At 60.8% G+C, this 20343-nt stretch carries 31 protein-coding genes; 10 read left to right on the plus strand and 21 right to left on the minus strand.

Annotation, left to right across the window (positions count from 1 at the left end; all coding sequences use genetic code 11):
- The first annotated feature begins 104 nt into the window (after positions 1-104).
- Positions 105-2012, plus strand: coding sequence for a 1-deoxy-D-xylulose-5-phosphate synthase (dxs, locus tag ACLM42_RS04530; RefSeq protein WP_415399884.1), 1908 nt, complete (start codon positions 105-107; stop codon positions 2010-2012).
- Entirely contained in the window at positions 2005-3216 is a 1212-nt protein-coding gene (locus ACLM42_RS04535; RefSeq protein WP_415399885.1) for an NAD(P)/FAD-dependent oxidoreductase, read from the plus strand. Before dxs ends, ACLM42_RS04535 begins: the two co-directional genes overlap by 8 nt.
- Positions 3217-3303: 87 nt before the next feature.
- Here ACLM42_RS04535 and psaK read toward each other — a convergent pair whose 3' ends face one another.
- From psaK to ACLM42_RS04570, 7 genes are all read right to left on the minus strand, one after another.
- Positions 3304-3561, minus strand: coding sequence for a photosystem I reaction center subunit PsaK (gene psaK / locus ACLM42_RS04540; protein ID WP_247911087.1), 258 nt, complete (start codon positions 3559-3561; stop codon positions 3304-3306).
- Between the two features lie 58 nt (positions 3562-3619).
- Positions 3620-3952: a DUF3593 domain-containing protein gene (locus ACLM42_RS04545; protein ID WP_415399886.1), complete on the minus strand. Its 333-nt coding sequence runs from the start codon at positions 3950-3952 to the stop codon at positions 3620-3622.
- Positions 3949-4251, minus strand: a complete 303-nt coding sequence (locus ACLM42_RS04550) for a DUF2499 domain-containing protein (protein ID WP_247911085.1) — start codon at positions 4249-4251, stop codon at positions 3949-3951. The genes ACLM42_RS04545 and ACLM42_RS04550 overlap by 4 nt, the downstream gene beginning before the upstream one ends.
- Positions 4252-4273: 22 nt before the next feature.
- Positions 4274-4459 carry a hypothetical protein gene (locus ACLM42_RS04555; RefSeq protein ID WP_415399887.1) on the minus strand — a complete coding sequence of 62 codons (186 nt, stop codon included), beginning with the start codon at positions 4457-4459 and terminating at the stop codon, positions 4274-4276.
- A 56-nt stretch (positions 4460-4515) separates the two neighbouring features.
- Positions 4516-5106: a DOMON-like domain-containing protein gene (locus ACLM42_RS04560; protein ID WP_415399888.1), complete on the minus strand. Its 591-nt coding sequence runs from the start codon at positions 5104-5106 to the stop codon at positions 4516-4518.
- Between the two features lie 2 nt (positions 5107-5108).
- The gene (locus ACLM42_RS04565) at positions 5109-6227 is read right to left on the minus strand and encodes a phosphotransferase enzyme family protein (RefSeq protein WP_415399889.1); all 1119 of its coding nucleotides are present in this window, start codon (positions 6225-6227) and stop codon (positions 5109-5111) included.
- 86 nt (positions 6228-6313) lie between these two features.
- The gene (locus ACLM42_RS04570) at positions 6314-6550 is read right to left on the minus strand and encodes a DUF3136 domain-containing protein (protein WP_247911081.1); all 237 of its coding nucleotides are present in this window, start codon (positions 6548-6550) and stop codon (positions 6314-6316) included.
- Between the two features lie 148 nt (positions 6551-6698).
- Between ACLM42_RS04570 and ACLM42_RS04575 the strand changes: the two genes are divergently transcribed.
- Entirely contained in the window at positions 6699-6896 is a 198-nt protein-coding gene (locus ACLM42_RS04575; RefSeq protein ID WP_415399890.1) for a hypothetical protein, read from the plus strand.
- A 1-nt stretch (position 6897) separates the two neighbouring features.
- On the opposite strand, the gene ACLM42_RS04580 is transcribed toward ACLM42_RS04575, so the two are convergent.
- Positions 6898-7551 carry a class I SAM-dependent methyltransferase gene (locus tag ACLM42_RS04580; RefSeq protein ID WP_415399891.1) on the minus strand — a complete coding sequence of 218 codons (654 nt, stop codon included), beginning with the start codon at positions 7549-7551 and terminating at the stop codon, positions 6898-6900.
- A gap of 75 nt (positions 7552-7626) precedes the next feature.
- On the opposite strand from ACLM42_RS04580, the gene ACLM42_RS04585 reads away from it, so the two are divergent.
- Both ACLM42_RS04585 and ACLM42_RS04590 read left to right on the plus strand, forming a co-directional pair.
- Positions 7627-8553 carry a transglycosylase SLT domain-containing protein gene (locus ACLM42_RS04585; protein WP_415399892.1) on the plus strand — a complete coding sequence of 309 codons (927 nt, stop codon included), beginning with the start codon at positions 7627-7629 and terminating at the stop codon, positions 8551-8553.
- 20 nt (positions 8554-8573) lie between these two features.
- Positions 8574-9026: a nuclear transport factor 2 family protein gene (locus tag ACLM42_RS04590; protein WP_415399893.1), complete on the plus strand. Its 453-nt coding sequence runs from the start codon at positions 8574-8576 to the stop codon at positions 9024-9026.
- Between the two features lie 3 nt (positions 9027-9029).
- On the opposite strand, the gene ACLM42_RS04595 is transcribed toward ACLM42_RS04590, so the two are convergent.
- From ACLM42_RS04595 to ACLM42_RS04625, 7 genes are all read right to left on the minus strand, one after another.
- Positions 9030-9446: a hypothetical protein gene (locus tag ACLM42_RS04595; protein WP_415399894.1), complete on the minus strand. Its 417-nt coding sequence runs from the start codon at positions 9444-9446 to the stop codon at positions 9030-9032.
- Between the two features lie 23 nt (positions 9447-9469).
- Positions 9470-9718, minus strand: a complete 249-nt coding sequence (locus tag ACLM42_RS04600) for a hypothetical protein (RefSeq protein WP_415399895.1) — start codon at positions 9716-9718, stop codon at positions 9470-9472.
- A 64-nt stretch (positions 9719-9782) separates the two neighbouring features.
- Positions 9783-10577, minus strand: a complete 795-nt coding sequence (locus ACLM42_RS04605; RefSeq protein ID WP_415400124.1) for an ABC transporter permease — start codon at positions 10575-10577, stop codon at positions 9783-9785.
- The gene (locus ACLM42_RS04610) at positions 10574-11371 is read right to left on the minus strand and encodes an ABC transporter permease (RefSeq protein WP_415399896.1); all 798 of its coding nucleotides are present in this window, start codon (positions 11369-11371) and stop codon (positions 10574-10576) included. Before ACLM42_RS04610 ends, ACLM42_RS04605 begins: the two co-directional genes overlap by 4 nt.
- 2 nt (positions 11372-11373) lie before the next feature.
- On the minus strand, positions 11374-12372 hold the full coding sequence (locus ACLM42_RS04615; protein ID WP_415399897.1) for an ABC transporter ATP-binding protein: 999 nt from the start codon (positions 12370-12372) through the stop codon (positions 11374-11376).
- Between the two features lie 2 nt (positions 12373-12374).
- Complete coding sequence (locus ACLM42_RS04620; protein WP_415399898.1) at positions 12375-12698, minus strand: hypothetical protein; 324 nt, start codon at positions 12696-12698, stop codon at positions 12375-12377.
- Between the two features lie 11 nt (positions 12699-12709).
- Positions 12710-14185: a bifunctional orotidine-5'-phosphate decarboxylase/orotate phosphoribosyltransferase gene (locus ACLM42_RS04625; RefSeq protein WP_247911072.1), complete on the minus strand. Its 1476-nt coding sequence runs from the start codon at positions 14183-14185 to the stop codon at positions 12710-12712.
- Positions 14186-14438: 253 nt separating this feature from the next.
- On the opposite strand from ACLM42_RS04625, the gene ACLM42_RS04630 reads away from it, so the two are divergent.
- Entirely contained in the window at positions 14439-14639 is a 201-nt protein-coding gene (locus ACLM42_RS04630; protein ID WP_247911071.1) for a Nif11-like leader peptide family natural product precursor, read from the plus strand.
- Positions 14640-14719: 80 nt separating this feature from the next.
- Positions 14720-14878, plus strand: coding sequence for a hypothetical protein (locus ACLM42_RS04635; RefSeq protein ID WP_247911070.1), 159 nt, complete (start codon positions 14720-14722; stop codon positions 14876-14878).
- Here the strand turns inward: ACLM42_RS04635 and ACLM42_RS04640 are convergent.
- The 5 genes from ACLM42_RS04640 to ACLM42_RS04660 are packed head-to-tail and all read right to left on the minus strand — an operon-like array spanning position 14852 to position 17846.
- Positions 14852-15976 (minus strand): zinc peptidase, encoded by a 1125-nt coding sequence (locus ACLM42_RS04640; protein ID WP_415399899.1) that lies wholly within the window; start codon positions 15974-15976, stop codon positions 14852-14854. The two genes, ACLM42_RS04635 and ACLM42_RS04640, sit on opposite strands and share 27 nt — an antisense overlap.
- On the minus strand, positions 15973-16539 hold the full coding sequence (locus ACLM42_RS04645) for a rhomboid family intramembrane serine protease (protein WP_247911068.1): 567 nt from the start codon (positions 16537-16539) through the stop codon (positions 15973-15975). Before ACLM42_RS04645 ends, ACLM42_RS04640 begins: the two co-directional genes overlap by 4 nt.
- Positions 16536-17120: a hypothetical protein gene (locus tag ACLM42_RS04650; RefSeq protein WP_415399900.1), complete on the minus strand. Its 585-nt coding sequence runs from the start codon at positions 17118-17120 to the stop codon at positions 16536-16538. The genes ACLM42_RS04645 and ACLM42_RS04650 overlap by 4 nt, the downstream gene beginning before the upstream one ends.
- Complete coding sequence (locus tag ACLM42_RS04655; RefSeq protein WP_415399901.1) at positions 17095-17670, minus strand: PCC domain-containing protein; 576 nt, start codon at positions 17668-17670, stop codon at positions 17095-17097. The genes ACLM42_RS04650 and ACLM42_RS04655 overlap by 26 nt, the downstream gene beginning before the upstream one ends.
- 17 nt (positions 17671-17687) lie before the next feature.
- The gene (locus ACLM42_RS04660) at positions 17688-17846 is read right to left on the minus strand and encodes a hypothetical protein (protein ID WP_247911065.1); all 159 of its coding nucleotides are present in this window, start codon (positions 17844-17846) and stop codon (positions 17688-17690) included.
- A 136-nt stretch (positions 17847-17982) separates the two neighbouring features.
- On the opposite strand from ACLM42_RS04660, the gene ACLM42_RS04665 reads away from it, so the two are divergent.
- From ACLM42_RS04665 to ACLM42_RS04675, 3 genes are all read left to right on the plus strand, one after another.
- Positions 17983-18174 (plus strand): hypothetical protein, encoded by a 192-nt coding sequence (locus tag ACLM42_RS04665; protein WP_415399902.1) that lies wholly within the window; start codon positions 17983-17985, stop codon positions 18172-18174.
- Between the two features lie 146 nt (positions 18175-18320).
- Entirely contained in the window at positions 18321-19355 is a 1035-nt protein-coding gene (locus ACLM42_RS04670) for an SDR family NAD(P)-dependent oxidoreductase (RefSeq protein WP_247911063.1), read from the plus strand.
- Positions 19356-19372: 17 nt separating this feature from the next.
- A complete protein-coding gene (locus ACLM42_RS04675) occupies positions 19373-20125 on the plus strand; it encodes a sulfite exporter TauE/SafE family protein (RefSeq protein WP_415400125.1) in 753 nt (250 codons plus the stop codon).
- 2 nt (positions 20126-20127) lie between these two features.
- On the opposite strand, the gene ACLM42_RS04680 is transcribed toward ACLM42_RS04675, so the two are convergent.
- Positions 20128-20328: a hypothetical protein gene (locus tag ACLM42_RS04680; RefSeq protein WP_247911062.1), complete on the minus strand. Its 201-nt coding sequence runs from the start codon at positions 20326-20328 to the stop codon at positions 20128-20130.
- Between the last annotated feature and the right edge of the window lie 15 nt (positions 20329-20343).

Raw genomic sequence — 20343 nt, forward strand, 5'->3', positions numbered from 1 at the left:
CACACCAGTGTCGCAAGCCCCGCATATCGATCTAGGGGGGTGCCGAATTCACCCCAGGTGGCGTCTTGCTGCGCGTAGGCTGAATCCAAATCTTGGCCGCAGGCATGCATCTCAGCGAGCTGACGCATCCCAATCAGCTGCATGGCCTCAGCGTCGCTGAGCTGGAAGGAATCGCCCGGCAAATCCGCGAGCGCCACCTCGAGGTGGTGAGCACAAGCGGTGGTCACCTGGGTCCTGGTTTGGGTGTGGTTGAACTGACCCTGGCCCTTTACCAGACCCTGGATCTGGACAAGGACCGCGTGGTCTGGGATGTGGGTCACCAGGCCTATCCCCATAAGCTGATTACTGGCCGATACAACGATTTCCACACGCTGCGCCAACAGAACGGCGTGGCGGGCTACCTCAAGCGCTGCGAGAGCTCCTTTGACCACTTCGGTGCTGGTCACGCCAGCACCTCCATCTCTGCTGCTCTCGGCATGGCTTTGGCCCGAGATCAACGGGGTGAAGACTTCAAGAGTGTGGCCGTCATCGGCGACGGCTCCTTGACCGGGGGCATGGCTCTCGAAGCCATCAACCACGCCGGTCACCTACCCAAGACTCGGCTGTTGGTTGTTCTCAATGACAACGACATGTCGATCAGCCCTCCTGTGGGGGCCCTTTCAACCCACCTGAATCGCATGCGGCATAGCCGCCCGCTTCAGTTCCTTCAGGACAACGCTGAAGAAGCGATCAAGCACCTGCCGTTCATGCATGGAGAGCTCCCGCCAGAGCTCAAGAACCTCAAGGAGAGCATGAAGCGCCTTGCTGTTCCCAAGGTTGGGGCAGTGTTTGAGGAGCTGGGCTTCACTTACATGGGCCCTGTCGACGGCCACGACATCGCTGGTTTGATCGATGTCTTTGAGCAGGCCCATGCCCATGAGGGCCCCGTCCTGGTTCACGTAGCCACCACAAAGGGCAAGGGCTATGCCTTCGCTGAGGAGGACCAGGTCGGGTATCACGCTCAGAGCGCCTTTGATCTGGCCACAGGGAAGGCTTACCCCTCCAGCAAGCCCAAGCCCCCCAGCTACAGCAAGGTGTTCGGCCAAACGCTGGTCAAACTCTGTGAGCAGGACCCCAGGGTGGTGGGTATCACGGCGGCCATGGCCACCGGTACCGGTCTGGATTTGCTGGAGAAGGCTCGTCCCAAGCAGTACTTCGATGTCGGGATCGCCGAGCAGCACGCTGTGACCATGGCGGCTGGCATGGCCTGCGAAGGCCTGCGGCCCGTTTGCGCCATCTACAGCACCTTCCTGCAGCGTGCCTATGACCAACTCATCCACGACGTTGGGATTCAGAACCTGCCGGTCACCTTTGTGATCGATCGCGCCGGCATCGTTGGTGCTGACGGCCCGACCCACCAGGGCCAGTACGACATCAGCTACCTGCGCTGTGTGCCGAACTTCACGGTGATGGCACCCAAGGATGAAGCTGAGCTGCAGCGCATGCTGGTCACCTGCCTGGACCACAACGGCCCCACGGCTCTCCGTATTCCCCGGGGTGAAGGGGAAGGGGCGCCACTGATGGAGGAAGGTTGGGAACCTCTGGAGATCGGTCGCGGTGAATTGCTGACCGACGGAGACGACCTGCTGATCGTGGCCTATGGCTCAATGGTTGCGCCGGCCATGGCTACTGCCGGTTTGCTCCAAGAACAGGGCGTCCGCGCTGCGGTGATTAATGCACGCTTCCTCCGCCCTCTGGATGAGGCGCTGATCCTGCCGATGGCAAGCCGGATCGGCAAGGTCGTCACCATGGAAGAGGGCTGCCTCGCTGGCGGCTTTGGTGCCGCTGTTGTCGAGATCCTCAATGACAGAGATCTGATAGTGCCGGTTCATCGGATTGGCATCCCGGACGTCCTCGTCGACCACGCGACCCCTGCCCAAAGCAAGGAAGCCCTGGGCCTCACTCCAGCTCAGATGACGGAGTCGATCCTGAATCGCTTCGGCACTCTGAAGCGTCAGACCGTGGGTGTCTGAGCCCATCCTTGATCAAACAATCTGGGATGTACTGATTGCTGGGGCTGGTCCCTCGGGATCTCGCTTGGCCCAGCAGTTGAGTGCAGCCGGGGCTTCGGTCTTGCTTGTTGACGCTCTCACTGATTTCTCTCAGAACGCCTTCAGCAGTGCGGCCTTACCCCTCAGCGCTGCTGAGGCTTGGCAGCTCCCAGAATCGGTGATTGCCTCCCGCTGGAGCCAGTGGCAGCTCTTGGGTCCAGGCGAACGTCGTCGTTCCTGGTCTTCCGCTTCCCCACTCGGGGTGGTTCTGGACTTCGCGGTGCTGCGCCGCTGGTTGGCTGATCAGGCCTGCTCCAGTGGTACTGAGCTGCGCCTTGGCTGGAGGGTGTGCGCGTCGCAAACGCTGGCCTCGGGTTTGGCCAGGACCCAGCTGCGCGGCCAAGGGGGTTGCGCAACCTCCATCACCAGCCGTTTTGTGATCGATGCGACCGGCGAAAAGCGAGCCTTGCTGGGCGACCCTGAACCAGCCGGAGGCGCGCTCATCAGCGGTTCTGGGGTGGAGTGGTTGCTCCAGGTGTCTCCCGATCAGTGGCAGGACTGGGCAGGGCGCCTCAGTTTCATGCTGGGCAGCCGCTGGGTTCCCCAGGGCTACGGCTGGGTCTTTCCGATGCAACCGGGGCTCTTGAAGCTTGGTGTCTGCCGATTGCATGACAAAACTCGCCCTCAACCTCCGCTGCATCAGTTGCAGCAACAGCTGCTTCAGCGTCTGGAGCTTCAGCCTCAAGCGGTCGTTGATCGCCATGGCGGCTTGATTCGGAGCACCATCAGCAGACGTGAAACGCATCAACGCGGAGCCCTGGTGGGCTTGGGAGATGCCGTCAGTACCGGAAACTTGCTTGGTGGCGAAGGGATCCGTCATGCCCTCGCCAGTGCTGATGTGTTGGCGCCCCTCTTGCTCGCTGCCCTCGGAGGCCGGCCCAGGGCCTTAGCGGCATACCCGAAGCGGTTGCGCCAGCGGCTCGGATGGCGCTGGTCCTTGAGCGGCCGTCTGGCAAAACGCACCTGGTTGGGGCTTGCGGATCAACGGGCCGATGGCCGCTTGGAGCGGTTGCTGGAGGGCCTTCAGGCAACAGCCACTGCCGAGGCCCTTTCACAGCTCTTGTTTGAGTACCGCTTTGAGCGCTATGGCCTGCGGGCCCTTCCTTACTTAATCGGTCTGCGTTGAGTTGGCGATGAGTACAAAAACAGCCCCCCTGGACCAGGAGGGCTGAAGAGGACCACGACCACAGCAGAGTGGTCGGGAGGGAGTGCTTCAGACCACGCCGCGGGCGGCCAGGCCGAGGATCGCGCCCATGCCAAGGATGTGGCCAAAGGAGGTGGTGGCCAGCAGTGCGGCGTGGCTCATGCCGCCGAACATGGCGGAGTTGGGCAGTTGGGCACCCTCGTTGGGGTACTTGATGGTGGCCTTGCCGAGGCCGATGGCGATCACATTGGCGATGATCATCACCAGGCCCACCTTGGGAGACCAGGCCACGGAGGCGGGGGCGATAGCCAGCAGAGGAGCGAGCATCGAAATCTTTGGGTGACACCTCATCTTCCGAGGGCCTTTGGCCGATGGCGCCCTTCGCTTAAGACTTGTTCACCCCCTTCTCCATAAACCCAAGCAGGATCATCACGTTGCTAATGGTCAAAAACAGCTCGGCTCCGCCATGCAGCGGGTCCACATCCGCCAGCTGACGGCCGTAAAGCCCTTCAGCAACGATGGCGGCCGCAATGGTGATCAAGACAAAGATCAAGGTGAAGCCAAACCCCCAAAGAGCCAGCCTTGGAAAGCGCTTGGACTTCCAGGCCCACCAGAGAAACGCGAGGTAGGGGAACAGCGAGGCGGCGAAGAGGGGGGCAGGATCCACGGCTCCGAGTTGCCGCAGACCCTCACTGAGGGCTGGGATCAGGCCATTCATCCTGGGTTGACTCTTTTGCGTTGAAGATTCCAGGCCGCCAGCGCCATCGTTCCGTTGCCAAGGACCGTGCAGCCTGCCTGCAGCACCACCAATCCATAAAGCTCTTCAGCGTTATCAAACAGGTGCCAGGTGCAGGCCGCCATGGCGCTGATCAGGGCCGGAACCATCGCCAGAGCGAGCCAGTTCCATTCAGCTTCCCCTCGGCGTAGTCCCCAGCGTTGGATCGCAAGCATGGCCAAGCCCCATTCCAAGACGGAGGCCACATGGATCCACCAAGTGGGTAGAGAAAGGGCGTGCATCCGCTGTTTCTAGCCACCCCGTCTAGACGACGTGGGTACTGAGATGCTCAAACACCGTCTGCAAGACGCTGGCCATCTCGGCCTTGAGCTGGCAATCCGGCGTTGTCTTGGATGCCAGTAGCAGCAGAGCGCAGGCATCCACCAGCTGAGACGCTTCATCCCTCGTCAGGCTGATCAGATGCTCTTCCCCGCAGTGGGTGACGTTCAAACTGGCAGAAACGCGGTGTGTCTGTAGCGCAGGCTACAGAGAAGTTTCCTCTTGCTTCAAAGCACGAGAATGTCTTCGGTTTTGTTATCGCCGTTTACAGGGTTATTGGGCTCGGTGAACCTGAAGCTTTCACGGCGGTGAAAATCAGCTTCATCCGAACAGTGCTGTAGGGCCCAAAAACTCAAACCGAAATCTTTCTGTTCAACGACAGCGGTCAGAGAGTATTCCAGTTCCCCTACGGCAACAAAGGTCTCTCCCAGATCGAGGCAGATTTCTGCTTCCAGACTGCATTCAGAATCCCCGACGCTCGGTTGGAAGCTGATCGCTTGAATCCCCATCCCTGTTTCGCGGGTCAAGCCTCGGCGGTAGTCCTCTAAGCGGTAGAGGTTCCAGTCACCACTGGGGCTGATGTTGAACTCCCAGTACTGAGTCAGACCAGGGATGCCAAAAAAGGCCTCCAGGCAGGTGGAATTCCACAGACCATCGAGCCGGCGTGGTTCAGGTGTCTCTGGCGGGCAGATCAGCTGGTCTTTGGGGCCTTTGAGTCTGAACTGGAGCTGGAGCTCTGAGCGACTCCAGCGCAGGGCAGCCTCAAGGGAGAGTCCATCCAAAGCTGGTTCGTCTTGGAAGGGGTGCAGGCGAAGCATCGTTAGGCCGCATCCAGCGCGGCTTTTGATTTGGTGCTCAGGCGGAGCAGGAGAGCTTGAAGCGCGTCCCATTGCTCTTCAATGCTCTGGGTTAGTGCAAATTGCACCCTGGCGCGCCTGAGGTTTTGCCCAGGTTGGCTGACCTTGAAATAGCGATCACCGTTGAGGTGGTCGGTGAAGAAGCGAAGCCCCAGTTCAAAGCTGATCAGGCGAGCGGATTCGGGGATAAAACGTCGATCTGATGCCGTCAGCAGGGAACCGGCAGCTTCGAGATACCCGCGCAAGATGGCCTCGGCCAAGACCAGGTCAAAGCGCACCCCCCTGAGGTCCGTGGTTTCCTCGCCAGCAGGGTTGCAGCACGAGCGCAAGCAATCGCCGATGTCGTAGTGCACCAGTCCTGGTTTGACGGTGTCGAGGTCGATCAAGGCAATGGCCTCGCCGCTGACGTTGTCGAGCATCACGTTGTTGATCTTCGGATCGCCGTGGATTGGGCGCTCCTGCAGTTCACCGCGAGCCTTGGCTTGCTCGAGGACTGAGCAGAACTCCTCCCGTTCTCGGATAAAGGCGATGCAGTAATCGGTATCGTCCGAGGACTCAGCACGGGTTCGCACAAGCGCCTGGCGGTATTGATCCAGGTACCGCGGTGTGATGTGAAACCCCTCGAGGGTGTCGTGGAGCTCTTCGGCAGGCAGGTCACCGATCAGCTGGTGAAATCGCCCGAGCCCTAGGCCAAGTTGATAGGCCTGATTTTCATCTTCGATCCGATCAACGCTGCGGGCATTGCCGATGAAGCTCATGCAGCGCCAGATTTCACCCTCTGGGCACCGGTGCCAGAGATCGTTTCCACCGGTTGCTGGTGCCAGCAAGCGGGGGTGCTCCCAGCGCGATCCACCTAAAGGGCGACCTTTGCGCTCAATGTGGGCTTCAAGGGTTTGCAGGTTCCGCATCACCTGCTCGGGGGCAGGGAAGACAGCGGTGTTGAGGCGCTGTAAGACGAAGGCTCCCCTGCTGGTCTGCACCAGGAAGGTGTCATTGACATTTCCGCTCCCCAGGGGGCTGACCTTCAGCACCGCTCCGGGGGGATGAAAGGCCTGGGCAGCGGCGAGGGGGGCTTGATCCATCAGCCTCCGTCACAGCTGTCTAATCAAGCTGTCACGAAATGCTGGCCACAACGTTGTTCGAGGGTCAGCTGGTTGAGAGGTCTGACCTAGCTGGCGGGGCGCTCGCGCTGGATCTCCCGCTGGAGTTGATAGCGGATCTGATCGGGGGCCTTGTACTGACGGGGAAGGCAGTTATGGAGGGTCTCGAGCCGGCTCCAACAGAGGGTTTTCTCAATGCCAGCACTCGAGCGACCTTCCAGCAGGAGTTGCTTGAGGGCTTTGCGATAGAGGAAGTACTTGGATTCCAATTCGCCAATGGTTAGACCTTCCGAGCTTGCTGACATCTGAAGGTCCTGAACCAGAGTTCAACCTACGCGAACGCCCGGGTGTAACGGGTCACAACGTTGCAGAGCCAAATCAGGAACTTTTTGGCGAATTTCTGGTGGATCTCGCCTTGGCGGGTTCTCATGGACCCAACTTTGGGACTGCCGCATGCTTGCTGCTGTTGCCAACGCCGCGCTGCTGGTGCTGTACGGAGTCGTCGGACTTCAGATGCTGCGTGCGTTTGTGAGCCATCGCCGTCGGTTGCGCCAAAAGGCCAAGCGGCTGGTCCTCGAGCTGGCCTTCTCGTCTGAAGAGCGCTCAGGTGCCCGGGTTCGCCCAGACCGCGATCGCGACATGGCGGCTTAGGTCAGTTCGAGGGCTTTTTGCTGATAACGGCAAAAAAGGGATCACCTGGCTGTCCGAGTAGTCCCATGACCCCAGAGGCCTTGGTGGTTTCAGCGATCCGTTCGGCTTGCTGCCAGCCCTGGGCTTCAAGGACCTGGGCGACGTAATCGAGATGGTCCTGGTCACTGCTGTCGGTCCAGATCAGTGGGGCCTTGGTGAAGAACATTCGGTTGGAGAACGCCACGATGACCTGGCCGCCTGGCCGCGTCACCCGCAACAGTTCGCTGGCGATGGCTTCTGGGTATTGCAGGTACTGCCAGCCGGCCACGATCAAGGTGGCGTCCACGCTTTGAGCCGGCAACGGGAGCTCCTGGTTCTGGTTGAGGTTTTGCAGCCAGTAGCTGTCGAGTCGGGGGTTGGCGGCTAGTTCTTTCTCGTTTAAGCCGTGGCCAATCACCCGCTCAAAGGGTTTGTCCTCGGGCAGGTGGGAGACCCAGCTGGACATCAGATCCAGGACAACGGCGTTCCTGGGGATGCGTTCGGAGTAAAGGGACGTGAGGCGCGTCCTGAAGGCCTGATCGAGGTGATGCACGAGCCTCGGCTCGGCATAGAAGAGCACGTCATCCGATCCATCCCATTTGCGTCTCTGGGACTCCTCCAGCACCAGAACGGTCATGGCTGATTCATTGGTGTACGCAGTCTGCAACCTGAGTCCCAATGCTGTAGGCATGGGCGCAGCTGCCTTGAATCCGTGACGCGACCTGCAGGCTTGGTTCTTGCTGTTGCCCTTGCAGGACTCAGCGTTGCAGCCGGCGGGGTGGCTTGTTCCCCCCTGAATGCTCCTCAGACCGGCGCGGTAGCCCAGTCCGCACCGCGGACCTACCCAACGGTTCCGGCTGACGCAGGCACCATCGCTCGCCGTTTGGTTGAGCTGGAGAGACAGTTGCGAGATCCGGCGACCCCGCCGTCGCAACTCCCGGATTTGGCACACCAGCAGCAGGTGATCTACCGCGTGCTGTCCGCAGATCGCCAGCGAAGTACCCAAGTTGTGCAACAGCTCCCCGCTCGTTGGCGTTCCGTTGCTGAACGCCACTTGGCCGCCAGGCGTGCGTTCTTGGCGATGAGCAAGCGCCGTCCCACGCGGGTTCCGGCCTGGCGAATCATTGCGCCAGAACCTCTTTCACAGTTGTTGGATCACTACCGCAAGGCCGAGGCGGCAACGGGAATTGAGTGGGAGGTCCTGGCTGCGGTGAACCTGGTGGAAACCGGGATGGGTCGCATTGACGGGGTCTCCGTTGCCAATGCCCAAGGGCCGATGCAGTTTCTGCCCACGACCTGGGCTGAGCCAGGGATCGGTAAAGGCGACATCCGTAACCCCCACGACGCAATCCAAGCCGCTGCCCGCTACCTCGTTCGTCGCGGGGGCCTGAAGAACATCCGCCGCGGCCTTTGGGGCTACAACAACAGTGATCTCTACGGCGAGGCGGTGCTGCTCTATGCCTCACTGCTGAAGGACGATCCCCAAGCGATCGTTGGTCTGTACCACTGGGAAATTCACTACAACGCCCAGCAGGGAGATCTGTGGCTTCCCGTTGGCTACGAGCAACTGCAACCTCTGCCTGTGGAGCGCTACCTCCAACTGCATCCCCGCAGCGCCCCACCACAGACGGCAGGATGAGACTGCTTAAACCTTGAGCTGTGACTGTTTCACCATCTGGATTTCAACTCCCGTTAACGGAGCAGTCCCTTCGTCAATTGTTTACCAAGCCCTACGGCGCTCCAGCTCCAAGCCATGAGCAGTGGAAAGCGGTGTATGCCGCGGATGTTCATTTCGAGGATCCGACCCAATCCCGCGACGGCCTACTGGCCTACCTCGAGGCCCAAGACGGTTTGGTGAAACGCTGTGATGATGTCTACTTGGCGCCTCACGCTGTGGCCATGAGCGGCCAAACCGCCTTCATTGAGTGGACGATGGGGCTCAAGATCAAGGGCATTGAATTTGTCTATCCGGGTGCGACCCGTCTGCTCCTCAATGGTGAAGGATTCATCGTTGATCATCGCGATTATTTCGACTTCGTTGGCCCAACCTTTGCGCCTGTTCCCGTGATTGGCGGTTTTGTGCGATGGCTGTACAAACGCTTCGTTGACTAAGCCTTAGGCGCCGAGTTGCTCCTCGGCCAGCTCGGCCACTATCAATGCCTTGCAGGTCTGCTCCATGAGTTCCAGATATCTGGGGTCATCCGGACGCAGCTCAGCGGCTGTGGTCCAACAGTGAATCACTCCGGCGCGGACCGCGCGGCGCTTGATCAGACGGCGTTCGTCTTCCTGCACCGGAGACGTCTCGAGCCAGTCGTCGATGCAGCTGTGCATGGCGGCGAAGACGTCGACCATTCCTTGCTCTGCTCCCCTGGTGGCCACGAGGTCGTGGGCCACCAATTGCCCGGCGTGGATCCCGAGCCGATCACTGGCGGGGCTGTCGTGGCTGGTGGCCGGCCCGAAGCGCTGATCAAGCCATCGCCCCAGCTGGACACAGGTTCTCAGGCTGACGCCAGAGCCGAAAGAGAGGGTCATTGGATCGAACATCTGTGTAGGTCCTACCCGCGTTTGGAGCGCAGCCAAATCTCGAAGTCCATCGCGAACTTCTCCCGCAGAAACACTGAGAAGTCAGCGTCTGACACGCCGTCGAACACCGCCTGGATCGGCAGGGTAGTTCGCTGCTGAATGGCCTCCTCGACAAGGATGGCAATGGCCTTGGAAATGGAGTGGCGCTTCTCCTTGGAGAAGTCGCGCACCCAGCCTGCCGCGGTCTCGCTGAGGATGACTTGGTGGCGTTCGCTGGCCAATCTGCGCCTAGGACCTACACGTAATATTACTCATTCTGAGTAGTTCATGCAAGCCGTGTGGCCGCTAGCTACTCGCCGATGTGTAGTGACGCAGGGCAAAGCGCCAGAACCAGCGGCTCGCCATCAGGCTGCAGGCCGCCATCAGCAAGGAGCCCATGGCCCACGGCCAGGAGCCTTCGCCCAGCAGAGCCTGTGATGGAACGGTGGTCATGAACGCCACCGGAAGAACAAAGACGAACACCAGGCGCAGAGCTGGCGGGTAGGCGCTCACCGGATAGCGTCCAGCCACGAGGGTGTACCGAAGAACCTCGGTGGCATTCCAGACTTTCACGAACCAAATCGAGAGAGCCGCCAGCGAAAACCAGAGGCTGTAAAGGATCGCGGCGCCGCTCAACAGCAGTGCTCCCCCAAGCAGTAACGATTCGGCTTGGATGACAACAGCACTGCGCTGAAGGCCCAGGACAACAAGGACGCAGCCCGCCACCAGGGCTGGACATCCCCAAGGAGAGAAACACCGCAGGGAGAGCCAGAACTGACTGTCCACCGGTTTCAGCAGAACGAAATCGAGGGTTCCCTCCTGAACATGGTTGACGATCTTGCTGAGGTTCGGCTGCAGGAGGCAGCTCGTGAATCCATCAAGCAGGGTGTAGAGCCCCAGCACGATCAATGCTTCATTCCAACTCCAGCCCCCAAGGTTTGACTGACCTGAGAAGAGCAGCGACAGCACGAAGACACTGCCCGCCAGATTTCCGGCGACCGCCAAACACTCGAGCAGCAGATTGAGCTGGTATTCGCTCTCAGCCTCCAGGGAGCTGCGCCAGAACTGCAGCAAAGTGCTCAAGCTGCGGGAGCGCCTCATGCCCCCATCGCTCCGTAGCGCCGCACCCCTCGACGCCAGCCCCACCAGCAGAGCGGTCCGAGGATCAAGCACCAGATCAACAGGCTGAGGAATCCGCCAGCCAGATCCACGGGCAGACCCGACAAGAGGCGTGCGGGAAAGTCGACCATCGCCGGAAAGGGGGTGGCCAGGGCGAAGCTCTTGATCGCAGGAGGGAAGGTGTCCAGCGGTGCCACTAGACCCGAGAGAAAGAGATAGGGAATGACCAGGAGCCGATCCAGCGCCGCGGCTCGCTCACTCCAGAAACAGAGCATGCTGCTGAGGGTCTGCAGTAGAAACCGCAGGACGAACGCGCCCCAGATGGCCGCGATGCCCAGCACGAGGTTCTCCAAGCTGGGCCTCCAGAGCAGCCCAGGATTGATCCAGGCCAAACCCAGCAGCATCAGGGCAACAAAGGGAATTCGCGTGCCCTGCTCAGCCAGGTGTGCCGCGAAGTAACGCCACAGGGGCTGGAGCGGTTGCAGCAGAAACGGCGAGAGCTTTCCGCTGACCACGTCCTCTTCAAAGACATGGATCAGCCAAACGACGCTGAATTGACGGACCAGGAACGCGGCCACGAAGTAGTGGCGTAGTTGCTCTGGGGTCCATCCCGCCTGGCTCGCCGCTCCACTGTTTTGCCAGACCCCGAGCATGATGAGGGGCAAGACACCTGAGAGAGCCCAGAGCGCGATCTCGGCGCGGTACTCCAGCATGTAGGCGTACTGCGTACTCAGCAGTGTGCGCGCGATTCGGATCGCGGTGCCGGCGGAGCGCACGTTTAGGTTCTCCCTGCCTGTTGAAACAGGCTCCGCATCAGCTCTTCGATCGGTGGGTCACTGACCTCTAGGTCCAGAACCTCAAAGCGGGTCAGGAGTGCAGCAACCGTCTCAGTTAGTTGATCCCTTGGCACCAAGAGTTGAACTTGATGGTCTTGATGGGATTCAACGGTCCCGAATGCTTCAAAGACGCCACGGGGTTGGGCCTGATGCAGCTCCAACCGGACTTGTCGATGGGGCGCCAGTTTGCTGGTCAGCGCGTCGAGGGGCCCGTCATGAAACAGCGCCCCCTCATGGATCAGCAGGACCCGCTCGCAGAGAGCAGTGATGTCTGCCATGTAATGGCTCGTGAGCAGGATTGTTGCGCCTGTGCGCTGGTTGTAGGTGGCCAGAAAGTCGCGAACCCGCCCCTGCGCCGTGACGTCCAAGCCCAGGGTTGGCTCATCCAAGAACAGCACCCTCGGCTCGTGAAGCAGTGAAGCCAGGAGCTCAGCTTTCATCCGTTGGCCAAGGGAGAGCTTGCGGACTGGCCGATGCAGTTCTTCTCCGAGTTCCAATAAATCGGCTAATTCGCTGACTCGCCGCTTCATCTCCCGCTCAGGGATGCCATAAACCGCCGCATTGACCCGGATCGAATCCCACGGCGGTAGGTCCCAGATCAGCTGCTGTTTGTTCCCCATCACCAAGGTGATGTCCTGCAGAAATCGTGCCTGTCGGCGCTGGGGCTGCGACCCCGCCACCAGCAGCTCACCGGCGCTTGGGTGAATGAGCCCGCTGAGCATTTTCAAGGTGGTGGTTTTGCCCGCACCATTGGGCCCCAGAAAGCCCACCATCTCCCCTTCTTGGATCGAGAAGCTGACGCCCTTGACCGCATGGAGGTCGCGGTAGCGCCGTCGCAGGAGGTGACGAACTGTTCCGCGTAATCCCGGTTGTTTCTCGGCAATCCGATAGGTCTTGCTCAGGCCTTGAGCGGAGACGATGGCTGGTGACGTGCAGGTCAATCTCAGTCGGTGATGCAGGCCTGGGCTTGCTCCAGGCGTTGCTCGCTGGGCTCAACGCCGAGCTCCGCCTGCAGCTCCTGGACTTGGCGAACCCGTTCGCAGGCCAGGTCATTTTCGCCGCGGTTGAACAGATCCTCCGCTTCTGTGCTCAGGGTTTGGAGTCGTTCTTCGTCTTCCTGGCGTTCCTTTTGGGCCTCCCTCGATGGGCCTTGTTCGGACTCCCGTTCAGGACTGACCTGCCCAGCGGGGGGCCCGCAGCTCACCAGCAGCACGCCCAGGGCCATGAACCCAGTCGCTGTGCCCAGGAGCTTGCCCACCTGCTTCATCAGAACTGCACCTATCCCAGCACCTTGGCTTGCTCAGCCGTGAGTCGCCCGGCGTCGAGCAGGGCTTTGGTGATCCGCTCAATGTCCATGACCGCGTGGAAGTCATAGCCCTTGGCCTTTAGCCGCTCGCGCGCACTCTGATCGCGCTGCCCGCCGTGATCGATGAAAACAACGACGTCTTTCACCTCAAGGCCGGAGCGCTCCAATTTGGCAATGCCCTCCAGCACACTGCCTCCGCTGATCAAGATGTCATCGACAACGATCACGCGATTCCCCTCCTGGAAGTCCCCTTCGATGAGGCGTCTGGCGCCGTGCGCTTTGACTTCCTTACGGGGATAGATCAGCGGCTTGTGCAGTTGTAGGGCCAGCCCTGTTGCGGTCGGCAGAGCTCCATAGGGAATGCCCGCAATCCGGTCAAAGTCCAGCCCCTCCATGAGTTGCGCGTAGCCATGCAGCACTCGATGGAAGAGGTTTGGGTCCGAAATGATTTGCCTGAGGTCGATGTAGTAGTTGAACACCGCTCCCGAGGCTTGGACGTACTCGCCAAAGAGGAGGCATCCGATATCGAAGAGCTCAACGATCAGCTCGGCCATCGGGTCGGCCGTGCTCTTGGCATCCGTTTGGTTGGCAAGCCAAAGTTCGCAGGTCTCGGCTTTCTCGGAACGGTGCTGTTCCATCCAGCTGGTGCGGCGCCGGTTGATTCGACCTTTGAGAGCCTCGGCTTGTTCGGATAGGTCGTCTTCAACCAGGAGGTTTTGGGGCATGGGAATCAGCAGCCCGTCCCCTGAATTGCTCAGGCCGGCTTCAAGCAATCCATCCACGCGCTCCTCTTCACTCCAGATGGAGCGGAGCATCAAGACCCGTTCTGGGGCCGCTTGCCTCACCTGTGAAAGCACCTTCGGATCACTGGTGCCGACTTCCAGTAAGACCTGATCGGGTGTTCCCCAGAGTTGGCTTTCGCGAACAATCTGGAGGAAGAGTGGATCGCTGTCGTTGGGGTGGTACTGGATTCGTTTGGCCGCCGGGTTGGAGCTGCGGCAGGTGATCACCACGGCCTTGTCCCGATAGAGCAAGAACGGGGCGGCGATGTCCTGTCCGGCGAGGGGCGAGAGGGTGACCGCATCGACCCCCAAGTCCTTGAACAGGTAGTGGGCTAAGGCCGTGGAGGAATTCAGATCGCCATGCTTGGCATCAATGATGAGGGGGAGATCGCGCGGCACCAGGTCGCGCACCTCAAGCAGCAACTCCAGGCCAAGGGGGCCAAGGGCCTGATAGAAGCCGAGGCTGGCTTTGATGGCACAGACATGGGGACTGGTCTCCTCCACGACAGCCTTGATCCAATGGCGGGCCTGGCTGAGGAACGAGCGATTCCCCATCCCTCGGCTCAGAGCCCAGCTCTGGAGCATCTCTGGGTTGGGGTCGAGTCCCGTCATCAGCAGGGACTGACGCTCTGCGATGGCTTCAGTGAGTTGAACGAAGAAGCCCATCGCCCGCTGGCGGCTTGAGTCGTTGTTAAGGGATCAGCGGCGTTCTGGGAAAGGGCATGACACAGCTCGTTGCAAAAAAGACCAGTCTCATGTGCCCATCAGGGGCCAAGCGTTGCTCTGAACCACGGGAGGTTCAAAGGGCTTCTCGCGACAGAGGCGGAGCCGTTGAGCCTCAGGAGGCTCGCGAGACTCGTGGCCAACATCTGGCTTCCGGCCTCTGGCTTTGCGATGGTTTGGAACCCGGTGAAGCGTCATGAGCTGGCAAGAACTCGAGCGCTTGGTCGACGAAGCGGAAGCCCGACCGCATCTGCGGCGTTTGCTGTGCCACTGCAGTGATGACAACGCCCTGTTGCTTCAGGCTCGTCTCTTGGGTTACCGCATTACCCGGGTGGATCTGCAGCAGGCCTGGCTCCAGCATTGTCAGGAAGAGGAGCTCAAAGCCCTGCAAGGTTGAGAGGGCTAGCTGCGGATCTGACCACCAGCGCTGGATGGTGTTCACGCCCCACGGTTCGATCCGATCGCTGCACCCCATGCGTGAATCTCGAGTTCGATCGACGTTGTTTGGAACTGGCGGTCGCGGACCTCATACACCTCCCCAGCCAGGATCGAGTGATGGCCCTTGGTCACTTACGCGCCATCGATGCAGCCCTGGCGGAGAAGCTGGCCCTAGAGCTCTTGCTTGAGGGCAGCTAGGTCTTTGCAGTCTCTCGAGGCCAGGATCGGAGCCTGACCTTTCCCGTCCCGCCCGATGGGCTGTGGATCGAAATCATCGGCGCTGATGTCAAAGGTGCCGCTGTTGCACCACAGGGTGAGTTGACGTTCGGTGTAGCTGCCTAGGGCACGCCCCTTTCCCTGTTGCATGGCCATCCCAACGCACTGGTCTTGGCTGCCCCAAACGCAGCTGGCCGCGCCCAACAACCCGCCGATCAGGTTCGTGGCAATTTGTTGGCCCCGTTCAATCTCAAAGCGCCGGACCTCGTAGCGGCGCGCTCCAAGTGGTGCATCCCCTGGCTCCTCAGGAAGTCGACGGCTGAAGGTCTCGGAGGTGTCGACCGTCCATTCCCCAATGGATTGCCCTGGTTGGAGTTGGGAGCTCAAGCCCCGGGTCAGCGCCCTAAACCGGTCCTTGGGGTAGCCATGGTGCTGGCGTGAGATGCGCTCGTAATCCCCCATCTCAAACAGAAGATTCGCGGTCTGTGAGAAGTCATCAACCTTCAGGGCGCCAACGTTCATGAGCCAGCCGAGAAAGACACCGGTTCGCCAGTCGGCGGCAAGTTCCTCTTGTTTGACGGTCAGTCCTATGCCGCCACTAAAAGGACCTAGCCCCTTCTCACGGTTGACGTGATGCCCCCATTCATGAGCTAAAACGGCGAGATCGAGCAAGAGCAGTGAGGCATCACTGAGTCCCTTGGCAGACCTGACGCTCCTGCGGAGCTCGAGGGCCATGGCGATCTGTTTGCTCGGGGGGCAGTAGAAGGCCATTGGATGCTGCACGCGCTTGATGCCACAGCCATTGGCCGTGTCGCCGGCAAAGAGCAGCTCCGGCTTGACCCGGGTGCCCCAATGGCGATGGAGCAGGTCATGGGCTGCCTTGAGGTAGGGCTTTCGCTGCCCCCCTTCGCGCATCGCATCCACGTTCTTGGCTTCTTGGGCGCTGGCCGGCTCGAGCACAGGCGGCGGCTCCATGCCCGGTGCCCAGGGCTGCGCTGATGCCCCAAGGCCCATGGCGCTCACCAGGGCGGAAACACCAAGCCACTGGGGTATGGATTGCCGACGCTTGGTACCTGTCATGGTCTTGATCGCGAGACCGCTGCAGCGGCGAGTAGTCCTCCGGTAAATCCGCCTGCGTGGCCGATCCAGCTCACACCTGCTGGTGTGAACAGGGGCAGCAAGCTTGGCAGGACTCCTCCGTAGAGCACGAGGGTGCTGACGGAGAGGAGCATGCTCAGGGGTCTGCGCTCAAGCCAGCCAATCAGCAAGAGATATCCGAGTAATCCATAGATCACCCCCGAAAGCCCGTGGCTTCCATTGCGCCACCACAGCCAGACCGGGATGGTCGTGATCAATACACCAAACCAGACCGCGACGTAATCGCGCTTGCTTTTGAAGCAGACCAACCAGGAGAGCGGTAAGAACATCGTGCTGTTCGCCAGCAGGTGTCCCCAGCCGCCGTGGCTGAAGGGAGCGGTCAGGATCCCTAGGGCGGAACCGCCGGGAAGCATGGGCAAATTCCACTGCCCTCTGAACAGGATCTGATCGATTCCTTCCTGCAGCCAAGCGATCGCAAGCAGGACCACTGGGATGAGCAGGGCCGCTTTCAGCTCCTGGCCTAGGGGGCGTTCGCTCGGGGTCACGGCCTGAGGAACTGGACATCCATGACGGCCAGGGCTTCATCGGGAAGGCCCAGAAAGGCATTCAGCCAGCCGTCTTGGCAGGGGGAAATGGTGGCCACGCCCACCAGGCGACCCCTGCCCTCGTCATTGAGTGGTTGCCCCTGGCTCCGGTGCCGCCGGCCATGGCTGGTGCCGCTGGTCAATGCCGTTTCCACGATGAGATCGGACGCTTGATAAAGGGGGCGACTGGCTGGTCCCAGGGTGAAGCGAAAGCGAGAGCGGAAGGTCAGGTTGACTTCGCCACTGCTGGGGTTCAGGACGCCTTCCAAGCGGTCTGGCTGGATCTGCACGCTGATGCCCGGTGGCAGGGGGACCCCGAAGAGGCGTGCAGTCTGGCGATCGAGTGGGGGAATGGTCAGCCCTTCACAAGGAACCCGCAGTTGCTGTACTCCATGAGCATCCGCTGGTGAGTGGAGAACGAGCCCTCCGCCGCGGGAGGCGTCGTAGTCGAAGGGGGGAAAGCGTCCAATGACCAGCTGACAACGAGCCCCTGTTCGGAGCTGCCAGGTGCTGGTGTCAGGAGCCAGTGCGGAAGCGCTCAAGTTTTCCTTGGCCGTGCCAGTCAGCAAGGTCCTCGTATCCGCCGATCATCGTCCCCTCAATCCAGATTTGGGGCAGCGAACCTGCTTCGGGAGCGGCTTGCTCGAAGGGAATTCCCAGACTGCGGAGCATCCGCATGGCCCGGCTGGACCAGGGGCAACCCTCTGCAACCGCAAGCTTGATGCGCGGTTGTCCCGGGACGCTCGGGCTTCCGGGTTTGTTGGAGCGCTTGAGGAGGCCCACCAACACATCGGCACCCCTCAGGACTTCGCTTCCATGCTCGAGGTGGCCGCCCCAAACCTGGCAGTCACCATCGGAGAAGCTCAGATGTAGGTGCACCCCCTTGGGGGAGACGGTTCCTTGCAGGGTGATGATTTCCAGCTCACCGCTGAGCACCGTGGGTTGATTGCTTCCGGGGCAGGCAAAGGCTGCTTTGCTGAGGTTGCCGACAACGCTCAGGACAAAACCTTCGGCTTGCTCTTCCTGGGCCAACGCCTCAAGGCTTTTGCGAAGGTCGGCACCCGGACCCAGGTGAATCGCTTTGGGCTCCATGCCGTTCAGGGCTGCACTCAGGCGCCGATTTTTTCACTCGGAACCCACTGAGCCAGGCGCTGTTCATGGCGCACGAGCTGGTAGCGGTTGAAATCCGTCGGAGAGTGGCCGTAGCGGAGCTTGAGCTCGTGCAGTTCTTGGCGCATCGACTGCAGGACGGGGTTGTTTTCGTTCACTCCCAGTGCTCAAACCTAAAATCAATCTTAAGGGTCTTTCTTGGGATGCGCTAGTCCCCCTTGAGACGACTGTGATCAGGTCGCTCTGCCGTGGCTAGGGGTGGGGTTGGACCGTACCCAATGGAGCCCTGTGGAGATGGAACAAGCTTTTTCCGTTGTGACGCATCCCCAGGCGCTGGTTGCGGCTGGGGGTCTTGTTGTTCTGATCACGGCCTTAACCATTGAGCTGACGCTGTTGGCCCGTTTGACCCTCCCGCGATCAGCCGAACCCAAGCCCAATGCGTTGTCGCCTGCGAGCCCTGAATCCTTCGATTGGATGTACGAGTAGTCAGATCGGACCTGTGGCCAAGGGGGGTTGGGTCAAGATGACCAGCCAGTGGGGATCACTGTTTCCAACGTGTTTCCCGCTTGGTCGAGGGTGGTCTCCCGTTCGGCACTGTGGCCCTTGGCATCGGTCCTACAGATTCCATTGGCGTGACATCACCGAGAGACGATTCCTGGTCCGTTGATGCGCTGGCTTCAGACGATCGCCGCAGGGTGGTCGATGCCCTGCGCTACGTCGGCCGTGATCTCCACCACCGCTCGTTTTCCGTCACCTCTGAACGAAGGGAGCTCCTTTGGAACGAGATGGATGCGTGTTTGCAGCTCGCCGAGCGCTTGTCTTCCAGCTCTGATTCGCTGGCATCGCTCGAGCAATTTTCCGATCCTGCTGCCTGTCCCTGCACGCTGATCACCGGCGCCTCCAGTGGGATTGGCGCGGCGTTGGCTCATTCCTTTGCCCAGCGCTCAGGGGTCCTGGTGTTGGTGGCACGCCGACAGGAGCGTCTGGACCAATTGGCCGCTGGTCTGGAGCAGCGCTTTGGCATCCGGGTTGTCGCCATGGCCTTGGATCTCAGTGGGCCCAGGGCCGTTGAGCAGCTTCTGGCTCGTGTGGCCGCCCATGGGCTGTGGGTGGAGACCTTGGTGAACAACGCTGGTTTTGGTCTGCGCGGGACCTTCGAGGCTTCTCCCTGGCTGCAGCTTGAGGCCATGCTTCAGCTGATGGTCCAGGTGCCAACGGAGCTGACGCGTCATCTCCTGCCTGAGATGCAGCGGCGCCAGCGGGGAACAGTTTTAAACGTCGCGTCCCTTGCTGGTTTGATTCCTGGACTGCCCGGAAGCACGCTCTACAGCGCGGTGAAGGCCTATCTGATTCGTCTGTCCCAATCCCTCGCGGCGGAGAACGCCGGTTCTGGGGTTCGGGTGATGGCGCTCTGCCCGGGATACGTCCACACGGAATTCCATTCCGTCCTTGGGGTCGAAGAGCGGATGCAGCGTCTACCGGGCGTGTTCTGGATGACGGTTGATCAGCTCGTGCAGCTGACGGAGCGTGGCCTCCAAGACCAGCGTGTTGTCGTCGTCCCAGGACGGCTGAATCGCTTGATTGCAGCCGTGGCTCAGTACCTACCCCTGCCGTGGGCGAACGCTCTCAGTGCGAGCTTCTCTCGGCGGTTTCGGAGTCGTCCTTGAGCATCCCTGAGCTCTGGATGCAGCTGGGGTTGCTGTCTGTCGCGCTGCTGGCCAATGCCCTCTCTGCTCTTGCGGGAGGTGGGGCTGGTTTGGTGCAGTTGCCGGCGCTGATTTTGATGGGTTTGCCCTTCCCAGTGGCCTTGGCTACCCACAAGTTGGCCAGCGTCTCCCTTGGTGTGGGTGCCAGCCTGCGCCATGCCCGAGAGAGCACCCTGAATGCGCGCCTTTCGGCGCTGATCCTGCTGAGCGGTTTGCCAGGGGTTTGGTTGGGGGCTCGCGCCGTTCTCGCCCTGCCTGCCCAGCTGTCGACAGTGTTGCTCGGGCTCTTGACCATTGCCTTGGGGGGCTATTCCGCTTCTCGCCCGCAACTGGGAGCCAGCTCCCGCGAGTTCCGTTGGACGAGACAGCGAGTGGGTCTGGGCGCGCTCGTTCTCTTTTTGATTGGTTTCCTCAACGGCTCGCTGACCTCGGGGACGGGTCTCTTTGTCACGCTCTGGCTCGTGCGTTGGTTCGGCCTGGATTACGGCAAAGCCGTTCCCCACACATTGATCTTGGTGGGGTTGTTCTGGAACGGAACCGGCGCTCTAACCCTGGGGGTCCAGGGGCAAATCGCTTGGGGCTGGCTTCCCATGCTTTTGCTTGGATCCCTGGCTGGCGGTTACCTGGGCGCCCACTTGGCGCTCAGGCAGGGGTCCCAGCTGGTCAAGCGCGCTTTTGAGCTGCTGTGCTTGTTGATGGGGCTGTCGTTGTTGCTGAAGGCTCTGGCCTGAACTCAGGTCAACCCGTTTGGTTCATCGAGGTTGCCTTCAGCTTCCATGGGATCGCGCCCCTTGCCGGCCATCACCTGGACTTGGCATGCCGGGAACAACTCCTGGGCTGCGATCAAGGCCTGTGCATGGCTCTGGGCATGCATGACCATGCTGGTGACGCCGGCGCAGCCGGTATTGACGATGAGTCGACAAAGAAATCCCAACGGGACCCAGGGTGT

It is taken from the genome of Synechococcus sp. W4D4 (assembly GCF_047716805.1).
In the GTDB taxonomy this organism is placed as follows: Bacteria; Cyanobacteriota; Cyanobacteriia; order PCC-6307; family Cyanobiaceae; genus Vulcanococcus.